Origin of the sequence: Streptococcus mitis bv. 2 str. SK95, assembly GCF_000222705.1 — a bacterium.
GTDB lineage: Bacteria > Bacillota > Bacilli > Lactobacillales > Streptococcaceae > Streptococcus > Streptococcus mitis_AY.
In genome coordinates, this window is sequence record NZ_AFUB01000005.1 from 14,374 (window position 1) to 35,490 (window position 21,117).

Below are 21,117 nucleotides of genomic sequence, written 5' to 3' on the forward strand. Positions count from 1 at the left end.
GCATTTTACATTTCTAAACCCACTTAAGCCCATCAACATCTTTTAAAACCATAGACTCTCCATCGTAGTCGTTTTTCAGCTCGACTTCTTTTTCTTTAACGGATATGTTGTTGTACCAGTGCTCTAAACTGGCATATTTCCCTGTATGGATATTGATAAGCATGCTTGTTATCGGATCCCAAGTGCCTTTCTGTACGGTTTCAGCAAGCATATAATAGGCATCTAAAAATATCAAATTTCTCCCATAGATCCAAAATGGAAGCTGCGTATCTAACAGTGGCAAGTTTGCAGAAAAAATTTCATCTCCATGCGGTGGCACTGTTTCATAATGAAATTCTATCTCACTCCCATAATATGCTATCGTTGCTCCTTCGCAACCGATGCATTGAGGAATACCCTCTTCAGCTACTAAAAATTCCATTGGCGTCTCCTTGTATTTTGATTGAGTAAACTCCGACTAGGCTTTCCCACGTTTACAACCAGATGGTAAAGGTAATCACTTGTTTTTTATAGGTGACAAAGATTTTTCCTCTAAACAGACTGACGAGGTGCTGGGCCATGGAGAGACCAATGCCATACCCAGAGGTGGTTTGGTTATTGTGTGATGTTTCGGCGCGGTAGAAGCGATCAAAGAAGCGTTTGATATTGGCAGGTTGCCCATCCTTATAGTCGTTAGACACAGTGATACAGGTGCGCTTGCGTAGGAGATAGGCTTTGCGTTTGAGAGTTAGACGGATGGTGCCTGCTGGATCACAGTATTTGCGGGCATTGTCAAGAAGAATGCTAAGAAGCTCATAAAATTCCTCTTGGGCTACTTTTTCTATAAGGTCTGCTTCAATCAGGCTTTCAAATTTTTTATCCTCTTTGGTAAAGAGAGGAGCAAAGTCTGAGGCGACCTTTTCAGCGATGACGGAGATGTTTTGAGGAGCTAGTTTGATATCCTCTTGCTCCTCGAGTCGAGCAAGTCGGATAAGTCTTCCAATCAAGTGGTTGAGACGCTCGGTCTGTTCTTTGGTACTGATGCTCCACTCGGTCTCTCCTTCCATGAGTTCTTGAAGCTCGGTATTGGCCGAAATAATAGCCAGCGGTGTTTTGAGTTCGTGTCCTGCATTGGTGATAAACATCCGTTGTTTCTCATAGTTTTTGACGAAGGGACGGATAACAATCCCAGAAATCAAGGTAAAGAGCAGAGCAAGGAGAAATAGGCTAGCCAGTGATAACCAGATAGAGACTTGAAAGAGGGTGTCCCGTTCGCGAATGTAGTTGGTAGCTTCAAAGAAGACTAGGAGCTTACCCGAAGCTGTCTGACTAATCTGGTAGGTGAAGTAGCGCCCATTGCGAGTAATCGTGCCATAGGTTTCCTGTTTTTTAAGAATTCTCTGGAGAAAACCTCTAACGTCTGCTTCGGTCAGTGATTGGACATTCCCTAGAGAAATAGTGTAGTCATTTGCCTTTTCTCTGACAGAGAAATACTGAAAATTGTAGATAATCCCTTCCTGGATGTTCTTTTTGGTGAAACTTTCCTTGATTTCATCTGTGATTGGGAGTTCGCCTTCATTTTTAGACAAGATGGAGAGGACGGTTTGGATATTATCCTCTGTCTGAGTGTAGACGATACTATTCATCAAAACTAGAAAGAAGGTTAGAATCAGAGTGATGGCAAGAGTGGCCGTTGCGATAAATTTGATACGAAGTTTTCGAAACATCTAGTCACCTCCTGTCAATTGGAAGGGGCCTTCTGCATCCCCAAGTATTTGTAAGCTAGACTGGACACTTTGGAGTTTTTGGCGTAGGTAGGAGATATATAGAAAGACGAGCTCGTGATCACTTTCTTCCAGCTCGTCTGGCCAGACCTGCTCTAGTAGTTGTTGACAACTGAGGGCTTGGTTAGCATGCTGGATGAGGAGGGTCAAGAGTTGAGTCTCCTTTTTCCCTAAACGAATGCTGTTTGTAGCAGCCAATTCTTGCTCGTCAATATCCAAGCGGGTATTTCCTAATTGGACTGTATCCGGGGTATAGTCTTCCAGGCGGCGTGCGGTAGAACGGAGTCTAGCCAAGAGTTCCTTGAGCGAGAAAGGTTTGGTCAAGTAGTCGTCAGCACCTGCATCAAGTCCAGTTACGCGGTCATCCACTTCGGCCATGGCTGTCAACATGATGACGTGGGTCGTATTGCCTGCCTGGCGAATTTCTTTGAGGGCTTCGATTCCAGTTTTGATTGGCATCATGATGTCAAAAATCATGAGGTGATAGTGGTTAGATTTAGCCTTTTCGACAGCGTCTTGTCCGTTAAAAACAGAATCAACGCTATAGCCTTCGCGTTCTAAAGCAACAGTGATGACGCGATTTAGTTGAGCTTCATCTTCGGCAAGTAGGATTTTCATAGGTTCTCCTTAGTCTTGGTCAGATCGCTGAATCAAATCACGAATGGTCTGCATGGTCAAGTCGCATGAAGCAAGCTCATCGGCACAACGTTTGAGCTCGCGCGTGATTCGCTCAGGATTTTGGATGTTTTTCTTGTATTTCATCTGGTGTTCAAGGCTGGCCCAGGAATCCATGGCAATCGTGCGTAGCTGGATCTCGATAAAGTAGATCCCTTGGGCATTTCCCAGACAGTCTGGGTAGGGAGTAGTCACTTCGAGGATCAGATGGTAGGAACGGTAGCCATTAGGTTTGACCTGACGGATATAGTCTTTCTCTTTAAAAATATGGATGCTTGGCATCTGGCGAATATACTCTATGATGCGGTAGATATCATCTGTAAAGCCTGTGATAATCCGAACACCGATAGCATCTCGGATTTCTTTGAGAGCGGATTGACTCGTCTGAGGCAGGCCTTTACGTCGGCATTTTTCGCGCATGCTTTCCTCGGTTTTGATTCGTGCGTGCAAGTGTTCATATAGCTTGAGGGAGGTTTCTTGTTTGTAGTTTGTAGCAGCTTTTTCTATATCTTGGACAAAGGTCTGCAAGATAGTGGGTAAGTAGGCTTCGCAAGTGCCGTAGATAGAGTTCATAGGCTGGTCCATTCTAAGAATGACTCGTATTGCTACGAGCATAGATTCTAATAGTATTTGTCATTCTATTATACCATGAAAGCGATAGCAGGGTAAGATTCTATAGATAAAGAGGGAACGAGAACTTTGACAAAGAAGTCCATTAGAGATATAATGAAGAAAAAGTGACCAAGGATAAATCAATGACAAACTCAAAGTATATTACACGGCTTAAACGCTCAGAAGGCCAGTTACGTGGTATCCAAAAAATGATAGAAGAAGAGCGTGATTGTGCAGATATCATTACTCAGTTGACAGCGGTTCGTTCGAGTGTGGAGCGTGTGATTGAGATGATCATTACCGAGAATCTCACAGCCTGCATCAACCAACCCCTAGACGACCCTGAAGCTCAAAAAGAACGCTTAGAAAAGGCTGTTCAGTACCTAATCAAACGAAAATAGTCGTTTTCTACGTGTTAGAACAAGGATAAGAAAGTAGATCACAGGAGATGAAAGATGACAAAAGAAGAACGAGCAGAAAAATGGTTTCAGAGTATTCCTGAGACAGAAGCCATTCCTATGCAAACTAAAATGGAGATCTGTAGTCAGGCAGCGAAGCGAATGGCGTTTATCTGGCTTGGCCTACTTGGTGTGGAATGTTTGTTCCTATTGTGGGTCACTGGGGGCGAACTTTTTAATCAAGTAGCGGACTTTCTAAATCAGTTATCAGAAGGGAGCCCCACAAAAAATCGATATAAGGGTCTCGCACTTGCAGGGACTCTTATTTGTCTGCCTGTCTTGATCTTTCCTAGCGTTGTTGCCCATTTCTTTAGACAAGTTTGGATTCAAAAAGAGACTGAAAAGGTTGTCAAAGAGATGGCCCCTGTTACAAGTGATCAGCCTTATCTAGCAGGAGATGAGGGAGAAGATTTTGCGAGTATTTCCGGAAGAATCTTTGCGGATTGGATGCTAGATGATGGTGAGAAGGAACAAAATGGCTTTGAACTTGAGGAAGTATGGCAGCAACTAGCAGCTGTACAAGATGGTGATAGGGATTTTCTCACTTTAATACCTCAGCAGCCAGTTAAACTAAAGGGGAGTCAGCTTGTATCGGATTTTGTACAGGTTTGTCAGGATGAAGATTCGGACGCTTTTCGTTTTGAGATCAGTGTTGCCGACGCCGAACGAATCAACGAGAATGTAATCTACGAAAAAAATGGGCTGAGCAAGAAAGAAACTCAAGACATGCTTCGGGCATATTTGGAGAACAGAGTCACATCAGAGCTAGAAGACTGGGAAATTGTACTAGATATGCGGACAGATGAGCAGAAAAATATCGCAATCTATCAAGAAATAACCCAACTGCTAACAGATGATAGTGAGGTACGATCTCGTTTGACCTCCTGTTTTGAATCACCGAAAGCCTATTTCAAGCAGTATGCAGATAGATATGACGAGCGAGGAATAAGCGAAGAGGTTGATGAAGCTACGATAAAATGGCTTGCTATTGCTGATGAACTGCTTGCTGTGGATGCAGTGATTGAGTTAGACTGGAAGACAGATAAGGATGAATTTCTGTACCAACTAGAGCCTCTGGCAGCTAAACAAACTCTTGATTTGGAGGAGAATTGGTTCGACGAGGGTGATGACATCCCTACTTGGTGTAAAATTTTGGACGAAAGATGGGCTGGACACGATTTCTGTCTTGCTTGTATGGATATTAATAGTGATAGTTATGTGCTATTTATCTGCAAGAGAGATATTCTGGAAAAATTAGTCACCTTGAGTCACACAATCAATCAGCGTTTCGGCCATGCAAAAAATATGTAATTGCTAGTGTATTTCAAGGAGGGAGTTCAAGATGACTTTTGCATTTAAGGATGCACCCAACACAGCCTGTATAGTTTGTCACCATGTCTTGGCTGGGAAAAATCCGATCACCTTTATCTCCCACGATGAAGAGGATGGCATGTGGCAATTTTTGTGTTCAGAAGACCACACTGGAGAGGATGCACGCCTCATTTCCCTAGCTGAAGCATTTAAACTAGACGCATCCATCGGACAAGTCGCGGATATACCTTGTGGCTATGCGGTGGAAAGAAAAGATGGGCTTGCTGGCTGGAAATCATGCCCAGCCTAACAGTTGGGGTTCCGTCTAAGATAACTTGTATGAAAATGAAAGAAACCTAGAGATGCTTGGATACAAATTGGAAGAAAACCTATTTTTGTGGTATAACTAAAGGTAGTAAGACAAGTTAAAGGAGGCCAGCAAATGGAAGCATACGAAAAAGTAGTAGAGATGCTAAATGAGCTAGATATTCCCTTTGAAATCGTGGAGCACGAGCCAGCCTTGACGACAGAGCAAGCCGATAGCTTTATCGAAGGGATCGAAGGTGTCCGTACAAAAACCATGTTTCTCACCAACAAAAAGAAAACGGCCTATTATCTCGTGATTATGGATGATAAGAAACGTTTGGATATGGACCTCTTGAAAGACTTGGTAGGAGCCAATAGAATCCGTATGGCTTCCTCTGAGAGCTTGTTTGAAAAAATGATGTTACCAGCAGGTGTAGTATCTCCATTTGGCTTGCTGAACAATACTGACAAGGACATTCAGGTTTATTTCGACAAAGAAATCATGTCTGAAAAACGGATGAGTTTTCACCCCAATACCAACGAGAAAACCCTCTTTTTGGATACGAAAGATATACTCAAATTCCTAGAAGCCATTGGCTATGAGGCTCATATCATCGAGTTATAAATATTAAAGAAACCGACTAAGTTCATCTTAATCGGTTTTTTGATTATTCTACTTGACCGGGCCAAGCATTCATACCACCTTCTACGTTGATAACGGTGAGACCTTGGGCACTAAGAAATTGACAGGCAGAGGCAGAACGCACTCCACCTTGACAAATGACATGGTATTCATGGTCAGGTTTGAGTTCTTTGTAGCCTTGCTCCAAGGTACTTAAAGGCAGATTTTTTGCACCTGGTGCATGTCCTGCTTGGAATTCATGTACTTCACGTACATCGATAAGATCTAGTTTTTCATTTTGGTATTTTTCATAAAAGTCAGCCATGCTGATATTAGTTACCATATTCTACTCCTTCTGGGTTAGCCATTTTGTATAGGGAATAAGCGCCGTCAAGGTTTTGGACGGTAAAGCCTGCTTGCTTGAGGATTCGCTCTGCGATATAGCTACGTAAACCGCTGTGGCAGCTAATAATGTAGGCTTGGTTCTTGTCCAGTTCATCCAAGCGTTCACGTAGTTCGTTTAGGGGGATGTGGATGGTATCGACTTTGAGTCGGCCACTCTGGAATTCGCCACTTGTCCGTACATCTAGGAATTTCTTACCAGAAGCTAGTTCGTCTTCGAGCTGGTACCACTGGATATTGTCGCTGAGGCCTTCGATAAGGTTCAAAGCTGCGTAGCCCAGCATATTGACGGGATCCTTGGCAGAGCCAAATGGTGGCGCATAGGTGAACTCCAGTTCTGGTAAGTCAAATACGGTGAGATTTCCCTTGATAGCAGTTGCCAGGATATCGATTCTCTTGTCAACGCCTTTCTTCCCGACTCCTTGGGCACCGTAGATTTTTCCAGTGGTTGGGTCAAAGAGGAGCTTCAAGGTCATATCAGTAGCGCCTGGATAATAACCAGCATGGTCTTTCCCACTGACATGAAGGGCCTTGTAAGGAAGTTGATTCATGCCAAGACTACGTTCGCTGAGACCAGTCGAAGCAGCTGTCATATCAAAGGCACGAACGATAGCAGTGCCGATACTGCCCTTGTTGGTACGACCGAGTCCTGCAATGACGTCCGCCACTTGGCGTCCTTGACGATTAGCAGGAGAAGCGAGAGAGATGAGGGCATCTTGGCCAGTAATCTCTTGCTTGACGACGATGGCATCTCCAACTGCAAAAATATCTTTTTGACTGGTTTCGTAGTGCTCGTCGACCAAGATACCGCCACGTAGTCCCAGTTCAATCCCCGCAGCTTTGGCCAGCCTGTTTTCAGGTTCAACACCTACAGAAAGGATGGTGAGGTCAGAAGCAATCTTTTGACCGTTTTCGAGAACGATGGTTTTTCCTTGCTCTTCAAATCGAGTCGCAGACTGAGAAGTGATAACGCGAACGCCGTTTTTGACCAATTCTGCTTGGACAAAGGCCGCCATTTCCTGATCTAATGGTGGCAAGACATGGGGTGCTTTCTCCACGATGGTGACTTGCAATCCACGTTTTGCCAGATTTTCAGCCATTTCAAGCCCGATAAAGCCTGCACCGATAACGACAGCTTCTTTTGGATGATTGTCCCAGGCTGCCATAATCTCATCGAGGTCAGGAACATTGCGAAGCGTGTAGGCATTCTTAGCTTCTGCCAAACCTTCAATGGCAGGAATAAACGGTTTAGCTCCTGGAGAGAGGATCAGCTTGTCGTAGCTTTCCGTGAATTCCTGTTCATCGTGCCGCACCGTCACAGTGTGTTCTTCTGGCGAAATCTGGATAACCTCGTGAAATGGCCGCACATCGAGATTAAAGCGTGCCCTGAGACTTTCAGGAGTTTGGACCAATAAACTATCACGGTTTGCAATTTCTCCTGAAACATAGTAAGGAAGTCCGCAGTTTGCAAAGGAAACAAAGGGACCTTTCTCAAAAATAGTGATTTCAGCGTCTTCCATGAGACGTCTGAGGCGGGTTGCTGCTGACATACCGCCTGCAACTCCCCCGACAATGATAATTTTCATTGATTTTCTCCTTTATGCTTCTAGATGACCTTACCTGTCCAAGCGCTCATACCGCCTCGAACATTGACGACATCGTAACCTTTTTTCTTTAGCTTCTTCGCAGCTAGTTTGCTTCGCACACCAGAATGACAAATGACATAAAGTGTTTCTTTTGTCGCAGGTGTGTAAGAACCGATTTCGGTTAGAGGGACATTTTTGGCATTTTTGATATGACCTCTACGGAATTCCATAGGCGTCCGAACATCCAGTAGCTGAATTGGTTCTCTGAGTTTAGCTTCTAACTCGCTGGTAGAAATACTGTCAATTTTTGTAAATAATAAGTGAAACATAGGCACCTCCAAATATACCCTTATGGGGTATATTAAACCATGAAGTCAAGCTTTTGTCAAGCAAGTTGTTTTGACTTGGGAGAGGGCTTGGTTTTGAGAGTTTAGAAAGCAGGCTATTCTTGACCTTTCAAAGGCTTTTTGATATGATGGGCTCCAAAGTAAGTATGAGGTGATGAGATGACCAGCGAATACCAGAAAATGATAGCAGGGGAGCCTTACCGTCCGTCGGACCCAGAATTACGGGCCTTGGCGCAGGCTTCTTGCCAAAAACAGGCTACCTTTAACAAGGAAGCAGATCCCTTGAAGGGAGCGGATATTATCAAGACTTGGTTTGGCTCAACCGGGCAAAATCTCTATGTCAATCCACGCTTGGTGGTCGATTATGGAGTCAATATCCATCTAGGGGAAAATTTTTATTCTAATTGGAATTTGACCATGCTGGATGTTTGTCCGATTCGCATCGGTAACAATGCCATGCTTGGTCCCAACTGTCAGTTTTTAACCCCACTCCATCCACTGGATCCGCATGAACGCAATTCAGGGGTCGAATACGGCAAGCCCATCACCATCGGTGACAATTTCTGGGCTGGAGGTGGCGTCATCGTCCTTCCTGGAGTGACACTGGGCAATAACGTAGTGGCGGGAGCCGGGGCCGTGATCACCAAGTCCTTTGGAGACAATGTCGTCCTAGCTGGGAATCCTGCGCGTGTTATCAAGGAAATCCCAGTAAAAGAAAACTAAAAAGAACAGCCTTGGCTGTTCTTTTTATGAGCTTAATTCTTATAAATTTTTCTTCTTTTTGGTTTTCTTGGTCAAGGAAACATCGCACTGAGGGATGTTGGTTTTAAAAATCTATTAAAGGTATTTTAGCGTTCAAAAACTGTTTCTGGCAGTCCTCTCTAAAAAATTACTAGGCGAAATCTAATCCAAACTAAATTTAAGGAAACTTTCAGAAAAGTTTTAGTTTTGTTTCAGGAATCTTCTGTAGACTGTCTAGCTATATCATACGAAGGAGAGGAAAAAGGTATGAAATCAAAAAAATGGATCCTACTCGCAACGAGTTTAACGACAATGGTGCTGATGGCAGCATGTTCCCAGTCAACAACTTCATCCACTACCAATGAAACGACAAATAGTTCTACAACAACTGAAACAAAGACAAATCAATCTTCCTATTTTACAGATAAGGATAATGATACTTCTTATGATGAAAGCACAGCTTCTAAGATTGAGCTATCTGGCTCATCAGCAAACGTCTCTGGAGATGGGGTGACAGTCTCTGAATCAACAGTGACCATCACAAAATCTGGGACCTATGTGATTTCAGGTCAGTCTGACGGAGTGCAGATCAAGGTCGAGGCAGATAAGTCGACAGATGTTCATCTAGTCCTAAAAGGTGCGACCATGACCAATACCAATGCAGCGATATCTGCGACATCAGCCGGCCACGTCTACTTGACTCTAGCAGAGGGAACCACCAACAGTCTCTCTGACTCAAGCTCTAACAGCGACGAAAAAGCAGATGCAGCTCTCTTTTCTAAGGTAGATTTGACCATAAACGGGAAAGGAACTATCAATGTAGATGGCAAGAAAAACAATGGTATCAAGGCTAACGACACCCTTCATATCACGGGTGGAACCTATAACATCACAGCAGTTGGCGATGCCTTTAATGTCAATGATGAACTCAACATCACTGGTACGACCATGACTATCGACGCCAAAGAGGATGGGGTCAAGGTCGACAATGATGACGATATGACTGTCGGCAATATGTATTTGGCTAACAATACCATAACAGTTACAGCAGGAGATGATGGCATCCACGCATCAGGTGATTTGGTTATCGATAGTGGTACCTACACCGTCAAGAATTCGACAGAAGGACTTGAAGGTAAGTCAATCACTATCAACGGTGGGGACATTAGCATCTATTCAACGGACGATGGAGTCAATGCAGCCAACAAAAATGCTCAACAGAGTGAAATCTTCTTCACCATGAACGGTGGGAACCTGACAGTAGAAGTCGGTCAAGGGGACACAGACCCAATCGACTCAAATGGAAATATCACTGTCACAGGCGGAACCATTAAAATGATTGGTCAAACAGGTTTTGACTTTGATGGAACAGCGACCTACACAGGTGGAGATATCTATCTCAACGGTGAAAAACAAACGGAAATTGTCAACTCTATGCCTGGAGGCGGTGGACCAAATGGAGGCCCTCAAGGGGGCGGTCCAGCCCCTGGCGGACAAGGATAAGCAAAATTCTCCTTTCTCGAAAGAGAAGGGAGATTTTTGTGTTCTTACTAGAGGAAATGTAAAGACAACTCCTTGACACTCCGTCAGCTTTTGATACAATAGTACAAAATTAGAGGAGGTGGGCTATGATTCAGAAACATGCGATTCCCATTTTAGAGTTTGATGATAACCCCCAAGCGGTCCTTATGCCAACACATGAGGGTTTAGACTTAAAGTTGCCAAAGAAGTGTATCTATGCATTTTTGGAGGGGGAGATTGACCGTTATGCTCAGGAAGTAGGGGCGGACTGTGTTGGTAAGTTCGTTTCTGCCACCAAGACTTATCCAGTGTACGTCATCAACTACAAGGGTGAGAAGATTTGTCTGGCTCAAGCGCCTGTTGGTTCTGCTCCAGCGGCCCAGTTTATGGATTGGTTGATTGGTTATGGTGTGGAGCAAATCATTTCCACTGGTACTTGTGGAGTCCTAGCTGATATAGAGGAAAATGCCTTTCTCGTCCCTGTTCGCGCTCTGCGAGATGAGGGAACCAGCTACCACTATGTAGCGCCTTCTCGTTATATGGAGATGCAGATTGAGGCTATCTCTGCCATTGAGCAAGTCTTGGAACAAAGAGGCATTCCTTACGAGGAGGTCATGACCTGGACGACAGATGGTTTTTACCGAGAGACGGCTGAAAAGGTTGCCTATCGCAAGGAAGAAGGCTGTGCTGTTGTGGAGATGGAGTGCTCTGCTCTTGCGGCAGTAGCCCAGCTACGTGGGGGTGTCTGGGGAGAGTTGCTCTTTACCGCAGATTCCTTAGCGGATCTGGACAACTACGACAGTCGTGACTGGGGCTCAGAAGCTTTTGATAAGGCACTCGAACTCTGTCTTGCCATTGTGCACCACATGTGAGTGTTCTTACTGTTTTTATGGTAGAATGTAGTTATGTTATTCAAATCTTTTTTGGAAAAAATCAAGACGACGCTGGGACGTTTGTCGCCAGCCCGTCGCATCTTTTTAAGTTTTGCCTTAGTTATCTTCTTAGGCTCGCTTCTTTTAAGCCTCCCCTTTGTGCAAGCAGCAACGTCACAAGCGACCTACTTTGACCATCTCTTTACGACTGTGTCTATGGTTTGTGTGACAGGGCTCTTTACCCAGCCGGTAGCCTCTACTTACAATATCTGGGGCCAGTTGATCTGTATGCTCTTGATCCAGATCGGTGGTTTGGGGCTTATGACCTTTATTGGAATCTTTTATATCCAAGGCAAGCAAAAGCTCAGTCTTCGTGGCCGTGAGACCATTCAAGAAAGTTTTGGTTATGGAGAAACCCAGTCTCTAAAGGACTTCATCCGCTCAATCTTTCTGACGACTTTTCTGGTGGAAGGGATTGGTGCCGTTCTCTTAAGTTTTCGCTTTATTCCGGAATTTGGCTGGGGGCGAGGGATATTAACCTCTATCTTTTTGGCTGTTTCAGCTTTCTGTAATGCTGGATTTGATAATTTTGGAAGTACGAGTTTGGTAGCCTTTCAAACGGATCCCTTAATCAATCTAGTGATTGCAGGATTGATTATCACGGGGGGACTAGGATTTATGGTCTGGTTTGACCTAGCGACCCAGTTTGGGAAAAAGAAAAAACGCCGTCTGCGCTTCCATACCAAGCTGGTTCTCTTTTTAACTGCGGGAATTCTGATCTTTGGAACAGTATCGACTCTCTTAATTGAGTGGAACAATTCTGGGACGATTGGAAATCTTAGTTTCCCAGAAAAACTGCTGGTTAGCTTTTTCCAGACCGTCAGCATGAGAACGGCAGGATTTGCTTCAATTGACTACACACAGGCTCGACCGGTGACCTTGTTCATCTATATCCTACAGATGTTTCTGGGAGGGGCACCTGGAGGGACAGCAGGAGGGCTCAAGATTACGACCTTCTTTGTCTTGTTGGTCTTTGCCCGCAGCGAACTATTGGGCTTGCCTCATGCCAATGTGGCTCGGAGGACCATTGAACCCCGAACCGTGCAAAAATCTTTCAGTGTCTTTATTATCTTCTTGCTAACTTTCTTGCTGGGCTTGATCCTGCTAGGAATAACAGCAGAGGGAAATCCGCGCTTTATCTACCTCATGTTTGAGACCATTTCAGCCCTTGCGACAGTTGGAGTGACGGCAAATTTAACGCCGGAGTTAGGTAAGTTAGCCCTCAGCATCGTTATGTTGTTGATGTTTATCGGCCGTATTGGTCCCTTGACACTACTGGTCAGTGTAGCGGAATACCAGCCAGACAAGAAAGATACGATTCACTATATGAAAGCAGATATCACTATCGGATAAGAAAGGAAGAACGATGTCAGATCGGACAATTGGAATTTTAGGCTTGGGAATTTTTGGGAGCAGTGTTTTGGCTGCCCTAGCCAAGCATGACATGAATATCATTGCTATTGATGACCACGAGGAGCGCATTAATCAATTTGAACCTGTGCTGGCGCGAGGGGTAGTTGGAGATATCACGGATGAAGAACTCCTTCTATCAGCGGGGATTGACACCTGTGATACCGTAGTTGTCGCAACGGGGGAAAATCTAGAGTCCAGTGTTCTTGCGGTTATGCACTGCAAGAGTCTAGGAGTGCCGACCGTCATTGCCAAGGTCAAAAGCCATACAGCTAAAAAGGTGTTGGAAAAAATTGGCGCAGACGCAGTCATTTCACCAGAGTTTGAAATGGGGCGCTCTTTGGCGCAGACCATCCTCTTTCATAACAGCGTAGACGTCTTTCAGTTGGACAAGAATGTATCGATTGTCGAGATGAAAATCCCCCAATCATGGGTAGGTAAAAGCCTCAGTCAGTTGGATTTACGTGGGCGATACAACCTCAATGTACTTGGTTTTCGTGCCTACGAAAATGCTCCTCTGGATGTCCAATTCGGACCCAATGACCTCTTGCAGGCAGATACCTATATCATGGCAGTCATTAATAACCAACATTTGGATACGCTAGCAGAGCTGAGTGAGTAGGAAAGGAAGGGCTACTCTCTTTTTCAATGATTAATGAGTCAATATAAGTATTTTATAAGAGGGATTTAAGAAAAATTTTAACTTTTTCTTAATCCTTTTTAATTTTAGGAGATTATACTAGAGTCATCAAAAAAAGAAAGTTCTGAGGAGAATCCTATGAAATTCAATCCAAATCAGAGATATACTCGTTGGTCTATTCGCCGTCTCAGTGTCGGTGTTGCTTCAGTTGTTGTGGCTAGTGGCTTCTTTGTTCTAGTCGGTCAACCAAGTTCTGCACGTGCTGACGTCGTCAATCCAACTCCTGCTCAAGTCGTGCCAGACGTTGCTTCCGTGAGTGGAAAAAGCGACCTGCCAGTAGATGTTCTCAAAAAAGCAGTCGATGTAACTCTTCCTTCAGAACAGTCTGTTCCAACACCTAAAACAAGTTTGGATGCTACAGACTCTTCAGAAAAAGCGGATGCCGATGCCAAAGAGCCAGTAGTGGCACTAAAAGAAGAAGTGCAAGCCAAACCTGACTCTAAGAAACAAACAGAAGATGCAGTTAAACCTGTGGAAAGTCCTGCATCTACAGTTTCTGGGCAAGACCGTGAAGTCAGTGAAGCGCAGCCAGCAACCGCTCCAGCTGAAGTGCAAAAAGGTGTGGCTGACAACACCAAAGATACAGTAGATGTCCCAGCTTCTTACTTGGATAGAGCTAATTTCCCAGGACCATTTACAGCTGGTGTCAATCAAGTCATTCCATACGAATTCTTCGCTGGTGATGGCATGTTGACTCGCCTTATCTTGAAAGCATCTGATAAGGCTCCATGGTCAGACAACGGCTCAGCTAAAAATCCTGCTCTCTCACCAGTAGAGAAATTGGGCAAAGGTCTTTACTTCTACGAAGTAGACTTGGCAGGCACTCAAGGAAAATCAGATAAAGAGCTGCTTGACCTCTTGAAACAAAATGGTACACAAAGCTATAAAGCTACCATCAAGGTGTACGGTTCAAAAGACGGCAAGCCTGACTTAACTAATCTGGTAGCGACTAAAGATTTGGATGTTAACTTGAATGGTTTGACCACTCCAGCTGAAGTGCAAAAAGGTGTGGCCGACAATACCAAAGACACAGTAGATGTCCCAGCTAGCTACCTTGACAAAGCCAATTTCCCAGGTCCATTCACAGCTGGTGTCAACCAAGTTATTCCATATGAATTCTTCGCTGGTGATGGTATGTTAACTCGTCTTATCTTGAAAGCATCCGACAAGGCTCCGTGGTCAGACAACGGAACAGCTAAAAATCCTGCTCTCCCACCAGTAGAGAAATTGGGCAAAGGCCTTTACTTCTATGAAGTGGATTTAGCAGGCACTCAAGGAAAATCTGACAAAGAGTTGCTTGACCTCTTAAAACAAAACGGCACACATAGCTATAAAGCTACCATCAAAGTGTACGGTGCAAAAGACGGCAAGCCTGACTTAACTAATCTGGTAGCGACTAAAGATTTGACTGTTAATTTGAATGGTTCGACCACACCGACTCAGGTTAAAGACTCTGTTGTTAACAATGTCAAAGACATGATTGATGTTCCAGCTAGCTATCTTGAAAAAGCAAATGTTCCAGGTCCATTCTTGGCAGGTGTCAACCAAGTTATTCCATACGAAGCTTTCGGTGGTGATGGCATGTTGACTCGCCTCTTGTTAAAAGCTTCCGACAAAGCCCCATGGTCAGACAACGGAACAGCTAAAAATCCTGCTCTATTGCCACTTGAAGGCTTGGCTAAAGGCCAATATTTCTACGAAGTGGATTTGAATGGCAACACGACAGGCAAAGAAGGACAAGCCCTTCTAGACCAACTTCGTTCCAATGGCACTCACACTTACCAAGCTACTGTCAAAGTGTATGGTTCTAAGGATGGCAAACCTGATTTGACCAATCTGATTGCTACTCGTCAAGTAACGATTCAGCTTCGTGGAAAAGAAATGGCGACAATACCATCTCAACAAGGTCAGATGAATACGAAGCCTTCTGAAACAGGCTCTACAGGTACGACTGAGGGTATGATGGGTACAAATCACCATATGTCAGATATGAAAGTAGATCAATCAGCTTCTAGCCCAATGGCTAATATGATGAAAAAAGATGATAAAGCGATGCTACCAAATACTGGGGAAGCTAAAACGGCTACAGCTGGACTTGGTATCTTTGGTCTAGCCTTGGCAGGTCTTGTTGGACTTTTGGGTTTGACAACCAAACGAGAAGATTAAGATTCAAACCACTTAAACATTAGGGAAAATAGTGTTATACTAAAGCAAGTATAACACTGTTTTTATCGAAGGAGTGTCAGATGAAAAAGACAATTTTGCTGGTTGATGATGAGATAGATATTCTAGATATTCAAAACCGCTATCTTATACAGGCAGGTTACGATGTTTTGGTCGCCCATGATGGTAAGGAGGGATTAGAACTTTTCAGAAAAAAATCTATCGACCTCATTATCACAGATATCATGATGCCCAATATGGACGGTTATGATTTTATCAGTGAAGTTCAGTATATCGCTCCGGATCAACCCTTCCTCTTTACAACTGCTAAGACAAGCGAACAGGATAAGATTTATGGATTAAGTTTGGGGGCAGATGATTTTATAGTCAAACCCTTTAGCCCACGCGAATTGGTTTTAAGAGTGAATAATATCTTGCGTCGCCTTAGCCGTGGAGGAGAGACAGAACAGATCGAGTTTGGTGACTTAGTGATCAACCATGTGACTCATGAGGTTCGCATTGGGGATCAACCTTTGGAATTGACAGTAAAATCCTTTGAACTTCTATGGGTATTAGCCAGCAATCCTGAGAGAGTCTTTTCAAAGACGGAACTTTACGAGAAGGTATGGCAAGAGGACTATGTGGATGATACCAATACACTCAATGTTCATATCCATGCTTTGAGGCAAGAGTTGACCAAGTATACAAATTCAAATGCTCCTGCTATCAAAACTGTCTGGGGTTTGGGCTATAAGATGGAAAGACCAAGAGGTAGAAAATGAAATTAAAAAACTATATTTTAGTGGGGTATCTAGTGTCGACTCTACTAACGATTTTGGTCGTTTTCTGGGCAGTCCAACGAATGTTGATTGAGAAAAGTGAAGTTTACTTTCTAGTTGGCATGACCTTGATTGCTAGTTTCATTGGCGCTGCAGTGAGCATCTTTCTTTTGTCGCCTGTGTTCTCTTCTCTGAAATATTTGAAAAAACAAGCTCAGGATATAGCCAGCAAGGATTTCAGCACAGAAATTGAAACCAAAGGCCCATTAGAATTTCAAGAGCTAGGTCAGGCTTTTAATGACATGTCCCACAATTTGCAAGCTACCTTTCAATCACTTGATGAGAGCGAGCAAGAAAAGAGAATGATGATTGCGCAGCTCTCTCACGATATTAAAACTCCCATTACCTCCATTCAGGTTACTGTGGAGGGAATTCTAGATGGAGTGATTAAGGAAGAGGAGCGGCTCCACTACTTAACCACGATTGGTCGGCAAACTGAGCGTCTAAACAAGCTAGTGGAGGAATTGGATGTTTTGACTCTCAATACACAACCTCAAGATACTGCTGATGAAGAAGTCGAAGAGGTCTTTTTAGATCAGTTGTTGATTGAGTCAATGAGTGAATTTCAACTCCAGATTGAACAAGAGGAGCGGGATGTTTACATTCAAGTGTCACCTGAGTCAGCGAAAATCAAGAGCCATTCTGACAAACTTTCTCGCATTCTGGTCAATTTGTTAAACAATGCCTTTAAATATTCAGAACCAGGAACCAGAATCGAGGTTCTTGCCCAATTAACAGAACAAGAGCTGAGAATCAGTGTGAAAGACGAGGGTCAAGGGATCCATTCTGAGGATTTGGAAAAGATCTTTAAACGGCTTTATCGTGTAGAAACTTCGCGCAATATGAAGACAGGTGGACATGGATTAGGACTTGCGATTGCAAGAGAATTAGCCCATCAGCTTGGTGGCGAAATCACAGCAGAAAGTCAATATGGCTTAGGAAGCAAGTTTACATTCAGCCTTAATTTGAAATAAAGTCGTAAAATCCCTTTACAAATCTAGCTTTTCATGGTATAATAGCCTTTGTGTGAAATAGCAGCAGGAAAGCATGAAGCTCGTCAACAGGTGTCTTATGACAAGTAACCTTGGCTGTTTAGGCGAAGGGCATCTGCACGAATCAGGGCTTTCTAAGTGACTATTTCCACCGAAATATTATTTATATCAGGAGGACATACACATGTCACGTTATACAGGACCATCTTGGAAACAAGCTCGTCGCCTTGGCCTTTCACTTACAGGTACAGGTAAAGAATTGGCACGTCGTAACTACGTACCAGGACAACACGGACCAAACAACCGTTCTAAATTGTCAGAATACGGTTTGCAATTGGCTGAAAAACAAAAACTTCGTTTCACTTACGGTGTAGGTGAAAAACAATTCCGTAACTTGTTCGTACAAGCTACAAAAATCAAAGGCGGAATCCTAGGTTTCAACTTCATGCTTCTTTTGGAACGTCGTTTGGATAACGTTGTTTACCGTCTTGGCCTTGCGACTACTCGTCGTCAAGCTCGTCAATTCGTAAACCACGGTCATATCCTTGTTGACGGAAAACGTGTTGATATCCCATCATACCGCGTAACTCCAGGTCAAGTAATCTCAGTTCGTGAAAAATCATTGAAAGTTCCAGCTATCCTTGAAGCAGTAGAAGCTACTCTTGGACGTCCAGCATTCGTATCATTCGACGCTGAAAAATTGGAAGGTTCATTGACACGCTTGCCAGAACGCGACGAAATCAACCCAGAAATCAACGAAGCACTTGTCGTTGAATTCTACAACAAAATGCTTTAATTTTAAGAAATATCTTACAGAAAGCCTACAACAGTGGGCTTTTTGCTTTGTCTTAAAACGTTGATTTCTGGGTTTGCTTAGATATTTGCTAGATTGATTTCATAGCCGTTTCAAAGAATGAGACGGCTTTTTTGGCGTTCTCTTTTTAGAGGCAAAAAAGAAGCATGACTCTCCCACAGCTATAGAGCTTTTGGGCGGGAAAACCATGCTTCTTTCTTGACTTAATTATACATCTTCTTGATTTTGAAATCAAATAAAGGTGACCCACCGCCTCCACAGTAAGCTGTTTCATGGGCGTTAGACCACCTTTACCTTAAGCTAATTATAACTCAAAAAAATTTCTAGTACAAGTATAATCGGAGGTTAGCGATTATAAAAAATAGAGGTGTCCCACCTCCTACTGCAGAATGAACTGTTTCAAGGGGAGATGGAAAACCTCTATCCGTTAATTTAATTATAGCCTAAAAAACTAACTGACGCAAGAATATTAAAGGCACATCCTTTGGAGTAATCGAAACAGTAAAAGGAACTGACTTAGGCGCCGACCTAAAATAGGTCATTGGGTGCAAACCAGTCCCTTTTATTTAAGTATACAATATTTTTACAAAAAAAGCAAGGTAGCAGGTTAGTCTAATGGAGTGCTTGTTGTACTTTAGCAAAGAAGGTGTGCTATAATGCTTTTAACAGGAACTAAAAGCCATTAGTAAATAACTAATATTGGGTCATATTGTTCTGCTGTTAGAGAGAAGGAACTCAATGAAACTATGGGAATATGTTGATAAAAATGTTCGCCTTATTTTAGAAGATGGGACCTACATCAAGGGTAGGGTGGTTGATTAATTTGACGGTTATGCTTTAGATGCTCTTGACGAATTAGTCATAGATGATCGCTCATATCCTGAAGATATTATCAAGGAAATAAAAATTATTAGAGCTTAGTTCAACCTAGGCGATTTTATCGACTAACTATAAAAAGTATAAGAACTATCGAAAAAATAGCAGAGAGGAAAATAAATGAGTAAAAAACTTTGGAGGTATCTACGATCAAGAGTTCAGGTAGTCACTAATTGCGACAAGATAATCAAGGGACGTGTCATAGACTTTGTTGACGAAATGGACAATGATGAGCAAGATGGAATCACTATCCTCATTGACAATCCTAGCACTGATGAAGCTACCGAAATTTCTCTCTTTGAGAGTGAGATTATCTCGATTGAAACAATCTCATAGGACTTAGAACAATCTAGGTGCTTTTACCTGCCTTATTTGAAAGAAAATACTATGGAAAAGGATTTAGTTTATATGGCGATATTAGATGATTTACAAGCCTTATATGACAATGGTTGGGACGCCTCTTTTGATTATAATGGTCAAGTATGTGGGATTTTTCCTAATTCTGTTCATGACATTAGAGTGGTGATTGGAGGTAAAGAATATCAGGTATCGTCATTCATTGATCTGATTTCTTTAAAAAATGGCGATAACACTTTAATAGAAATCATGGATGGAATTGAAGTGCAGTATTATTAAAATAAAAATCACGCTTGATGAATGAATCGCATCCCAAAATTAGATTTTATTTGTTAAATTTTTGGAACGTAGTTCAATATGCTGCAACGCTCTTATTAGGAGGGGATGGGTAATGGGATATGATCAACAAGTATTAGACATGCTCCAGCAAGCAGTCAGTGGTCAGATTGATAATTTTTGGGATTTTTCCTTTACGTTTAACGCACTTTTTGGAGAAGATGAGGAATTTGCCGAGGCTTGGGCTAATGAAAACTCTGAAATGTTTGACGCTCTCAATGACTTTGAGTTGATGATATTTTTAGAGGAACATGATCCAAGCGACAAACAAGGTTTTATCGATTTCTTAACACCTTACTACGAAAAAGCAAAGCAATTAGCCAATATTGAAAGGGATATTTAAATGAAGCTCTGGGAATTTAACCGTACAGATGTAGTTATCACGCTTAAAAATGGCGCGGTAGTTAGAGGATTTGTAGAAGACTATTGTGACGCCTCTGACAATGACGAGGAGATTGACTCCTTGCTGGTAGATGTTGATGGAACTCTTTATGAATATTTTGAAGATGAAATCGTCAGCATCATAGAAAGCTAGTAGTGGGAATAGAATCTAAGGAAAAAATCTTGTTTGTTGAGATTGTTTTAGTTGGGATGGTCCTATATGAAAAAGGATGAAATTAAAAAATATTTAGACAAAGATCTTGAATTTAATTATAATAGCCGAGGTGCTTGCTTTTTATCGAGTATATGTGTAGTTGGTTATGATTATGAAGGTCAGCAGTTTGATACAATTGATGAAGCTATGGAAGCTAAAGTATTTGACGGGAAAAGCTTAGTAGATATATGGGGTGCAGTTCAAATGTATGAGATATTTTTAGTTTTGATTTAATTTCGATATTTTTCCGGAAAATATAAATTTTTCGGAAAGTTAATAAAATCTTTTGAATTTGAATATAAAAACAATGGAAATTCCATTGTTTTTTGCTATAATAACACTATAAATAGTAAAGGGATATAATATGTATTGAGCTCCCTTTTTATCTATAACAGAAATTATAAACTTCTCATTTTGTTAGTTTCTTTATTATTCTAAATTATGATTACATACATACAAACAAGTTAAAAAGTATTGAGAAATTTCCATATTTCGATCAAATTTATTCAAATTTTCTAAAAAAGAAAACAGATGATCTCTGGCAAATTTTGATATCAAGCTGTTTTCAAACTCTCTAAGATGGATTTAAATCAAACTAGGATTGAAAAAGACTCTTAAAGAGTCACAATTTAAAAAAACTAGAGAGATGGGAAAAAGGAGAAACTAAGAAACTTAAAGAGAGATTTATTGTAAATTTTATAATGAGCAAATTTTGAATTAAAAGAGATATTTTCAGTTGAAAATGGGACAACATTAATC

General features: G+C 42.4%; 25 protein-coding genes. 18 read left to right on the top strand and 7 right to left on the bottom strand.

Annotation, left to right across the window (positions count from 1 at the left end):
• Nucleotides 1–13: 13 nt before the first annotated feature.
• Genes HMPREF9965_RS03260 through HMPREF9965_RS03275 form a run of 4 tightly spaced genes read right to left on the bottom strand, consistent with a single transcriptional unit; the run spans nt 14 to nt 3,011 of the window.
• Nucleotides 14–421 carry a hypothetical protein gene (locus HMPREF9965_RS03260; RefSeq protein WP_000395299.1) on the bottom strand — a complete coding sequence of 136 codons (408 nt, stop codon included), beginning with the start codon at nt 419–421 and terminating at the stop codon, nt 14–16.
• Between the two features lie 52 nt (nt 422–473).
• A complete protein-coding gene (locus HMPREF9965_RS03265) occupies nt 474–1,706 on the bottom strand; it encodes a sensor histidine kinase (protein WP_000488865.1) in 1,233 nt (410 codons plus the stop codon).
• On the bottom strand, nt 1,707–2,381 hold the full coding sequence (locus HMPREF9965_RS03270) for a response regulator transcription factor (RefSeq protein WP_000698149.1): 675 nt from the start codon (nt 2,379–2,381) through the stop codon (nt 1,707–1,709).
• A gap of 9 nt (nt 2,382–2,390) precedes the next feature.
• A complete protein-coding gene (locus HMPREF9965_RS03275) occupies nt 2,391–3,011 on the bottom strand; it encodes a GTP pyrophosphokinase (RefSeq protein ID WP_025170811.1) in 621 nt (206 codons plus the stop codon).
• A 182-nt stretch (nt 3,012–3,193) separates the two neighbouring features.
• On the opposite strand from HMPREF9965_RS03275, the gene HMPREF9965_RS03280 reads away from it, so the two are divergent.
• From HMPREF9965_RS03280 to HMPREF9965_RS03295, 4 genes are all read left to right on the top strand, one after another.
• A complete protein-coding gene (locus HMPREF9965_RS03280) occupies nt 3,194–3,451 on the top strand; it encodes a metal-sensitive transcriptional regulator (RefSeq protein ID WP_000185163.1) in 258 nt (85 codons plus the stop codon).
• 54 nt (nt 3,452–3,505) lie between these two features.
• Nucleotides 3,506–4,819 carry a DUF6630 family protein gene (locus tag HMPREF9965_RS12605; protein WP_000159360.1) on the top strand — a complete coding sequence of 438 codons (1,314 nt, stop codon included), beginning with the start codon at nt 3,506–3,508 and terminating at the stop codon, nt 4,817–4,819.
• A 31-nt stretch (nt 4,820–4,850) separates the two neighbouring features.
• A complete protein-coding gene (locus HMPREF9965_RS03290) occupies nt 4,851–5,129 on the top strand; it encodes a hypothetical protein (RefSeq protein WP_000141637.1) in 279 nt (92 codons plus the stop codon).
• A gap of 132 nt (nt 5,130–5,261) precedes the next feature.
• Nucleotides 5,262–5,750: a prolyl-tRNA synthetase associated domain-containing protein gene (locus HMPREF9965_RS03295; RefSeq protein ID WP_000388665.1), complete on the top strand. Its 489-nt coding sequence runs from the start codon at nt 5,262–5,264 to the stop codon at nt 5,748–5,750.
• Between the two features lie 43 nt (nt 5,751–5,793).
• Here HMPREF9965_RS03295 and HMPREF9965_RS03300 read toward each other — a convergent pair whose 3' ends face one another.
• From HMPREF9965_RS03300 to HMPREF9965_RS03310, 3 genes are read right to left on the bottom strand one after another with little or no spacing between them, the layout of a single operon-like run.
• Nucleotides 5,794–6,090: a rhodanese-like domain-containing protein gene (locus HMPREF9965_RS03300; RefSeq protein WP_000258398.1), complete on the bottom strand. Its 297-nt coding sequence runs from the start codon at nt 6,088–6,090 to the stop codon at nt 5,794–5,796.
• Nucleotides 6,080–7,735 (bottom strand): FAD-dependent oxidoreductase, encoded by a 1,656-nt coding sequence (locus tag HMPREF9965_RS03305; protein WP_000691453.1) that lies wholly within the window; start codon nt 7,733–7,735, stop codon nt 6,080–6,082. The genes HMPREF9965_RS03300 and HMPREF9965_RS03305 overlap by 11 nt, the downstream gene beginning before the upstream one ends.
• Before the next feature lie 20 nt (nt 7,736–7,755).
• Nucleotides 7,756–8,064, bottom strand: a complete 309-nt coding sequence (locus HMPREF9965_RS03310) for a rhodanese-like domain-containing protein (protein WP_000468872.1) — start codon at nt 8,062–8,064, stop codon at nt 7,756–7,758.
• 177 nt (nt 8,065–8,241) lie between these two features.
• On the opposite strand from HMPREF9965_RS03310, the gene HMPREF9965_RS03315 reads away from it, so the two are divergent.
• From HMPREF9965_RS03315 to HMPREF9965_RS03380, 14 genes are all read left to right on the top strand, one after another.
• Entirely contained in the window at nt 8,242–8,805 is a 564-nt protein-coding gene (locus HMPREF9965_RS03315; protein WP_000200253.1) for a sugar O-acetyltransferase, read from the top strand.
• 285 nt (nt 8,806–9,090) lie between these two features.
• A complete protein-coding gene (locus HMPREF9965_RS03320) occupies nt 9,091–10,326 on the top strand; it encodes a carbohydrate-binding domain-containing protein (RefSeq protein ID WP_000837380.1) in 1,236 nt (411 codons plus the stop codon).
• 125 nt (nt 10,327–10,451) lie between these two features.
• Nucleotides 10,452–11,216: a nucleoside phosphorylase gene (locus HMPREF9965_RS03325; RefSeq protein ID WP_000615027.1), complete on the top strand. Its 765-nt coding sequence runs from the start codon at nt 10,452–10,454 to the stop codon at nt 11,214–11,216.
• 33 nt (nt 11,217–11,249) lie between these two features.
• Nucleotides 11,250–12,629, top strand: coding sequence for a TrkH family potassium uptake protein (locus HMPREF9965_RS03330; protein WP_000897929.1), 1,380 nt, complete (start codon nt 11,250–11,252; stop codon nt 12,627–12,629).
• 13 nt (nt 12,630–12,642) lie between these two features.
• On the top strand, nt 12,643–13,308 hold the full coding sequence (locus tag HMPREF9965_RS03335; protein WP_001283883.1) for a potassium channel family protein: 666 nt from the start codon (nt 12,643–12,645) through the stop codon (nt 13,306–13,308).
• Between the two features lie 156 nt (nt 13,309–13,464).
• Entirely contained in the window at nt 13,465–15,552 is a 2,088-nt protein-coding gene (locus tag HMPREF9965_RS03340; RefSeq protein WP_000671347.1) for an SSURE domain-containing protein, read from the top strand.
• An 80-nt stretch (nt 15,553–15,632) separates the two neighbouring features.
• Entirely contained in the window at nt 15,633–16,331 is a 699-nt protein-coding gene (locus HMPREF9965_RS03345) for a response regulator transcription factor (RefSeq protein WP_000751221.1), read from the top strand.
• Nucleotides 16,328–17,362, top strand: a complete 1,035-nt coding sequence (locus HMPREF9965_RS03350) for a sensor histidine kinase (protein WP_000769399.1) — start codon at nt 16,328–16,330, stop codon at nt 17,360–17,362. The genes HMPREF9965_RS03345 and HMPREF9965_RS03350 overlap by 4 nt, the downstream gene beginning before the upstream one ends.
• A gap of 202 nt (nt 17,363–17,564) precedes the next feature.
• Entirely contained in the window at nt 17,565–18,176 is a 612-nt protein-coding gene (gene rpsD, locus HMPREF9965_RS03355) for a 30S ribosomal protein S4 (RefSeq protein WP_000092756.1), read from the top strand.
• A 1,014-nt stretch (nt 18,177–19,190) separates the two neighbouring features.
• The gene (locus HMPREF9965_RS0102105) at nt 19,191–19,406 is read left to right on the top strand and encodes a hypothetical protein (RefSeq protein WP_000038789.1); all 216 of its coding nucleotides are present in this window, start codon (nt 19,191–19,193) and stop codon (nt 19,404–19,406) included.
• 72 nt (nt 19,407–19,478) lie between these two features.
• Nucleotides 19,479–19,706 carry a hypothetical protein gene (locus tag HMPREF9965_RS03365; RefSeq protein WP_042898776.1) on the top strand — a complete coding sequence of 76 codons (228 nt, stop codon included), beginning with the start codon at nt 19,479–19,481 and terminating at the stop codon, nt 19,704–19,706.
• 112 nt (nt 19,707–19,818) lie between these two features.
• Entirely contained in the window at nt 19,819–20,106 is a 288-nt protein-coding gene (locus tag HMPREF9965_RS03370; RefSeq protein ID WP_000540185.1) for a hypothetical protein, read from the top strand.
• On the top strand, nt 20,107–20,298 hold the full coding sequence (locus HMPREF9965_RS03375; RefSeq protein ID WP_000780385.1) for a hypothetical protein: 192 nt from the start codon (nt 20,107–20,109) through the stop codon (nt 20,296–20,298).
• Nucleotides 20,299–20,364: 66 nt separating this feature from the next.
• Nucleotides 20,365–20,592, top strand: coding sequence for a hypothetical protein (locus HMPREF9965_RS03380; RefSeq protein WP_000710707.1), 228 nt, complete (start codon nt 20,365–20,367; stop codon nt 20,590–20,592).
• Nucleotides 20,593–21,117: the final 525 nt, after the last annotated feature.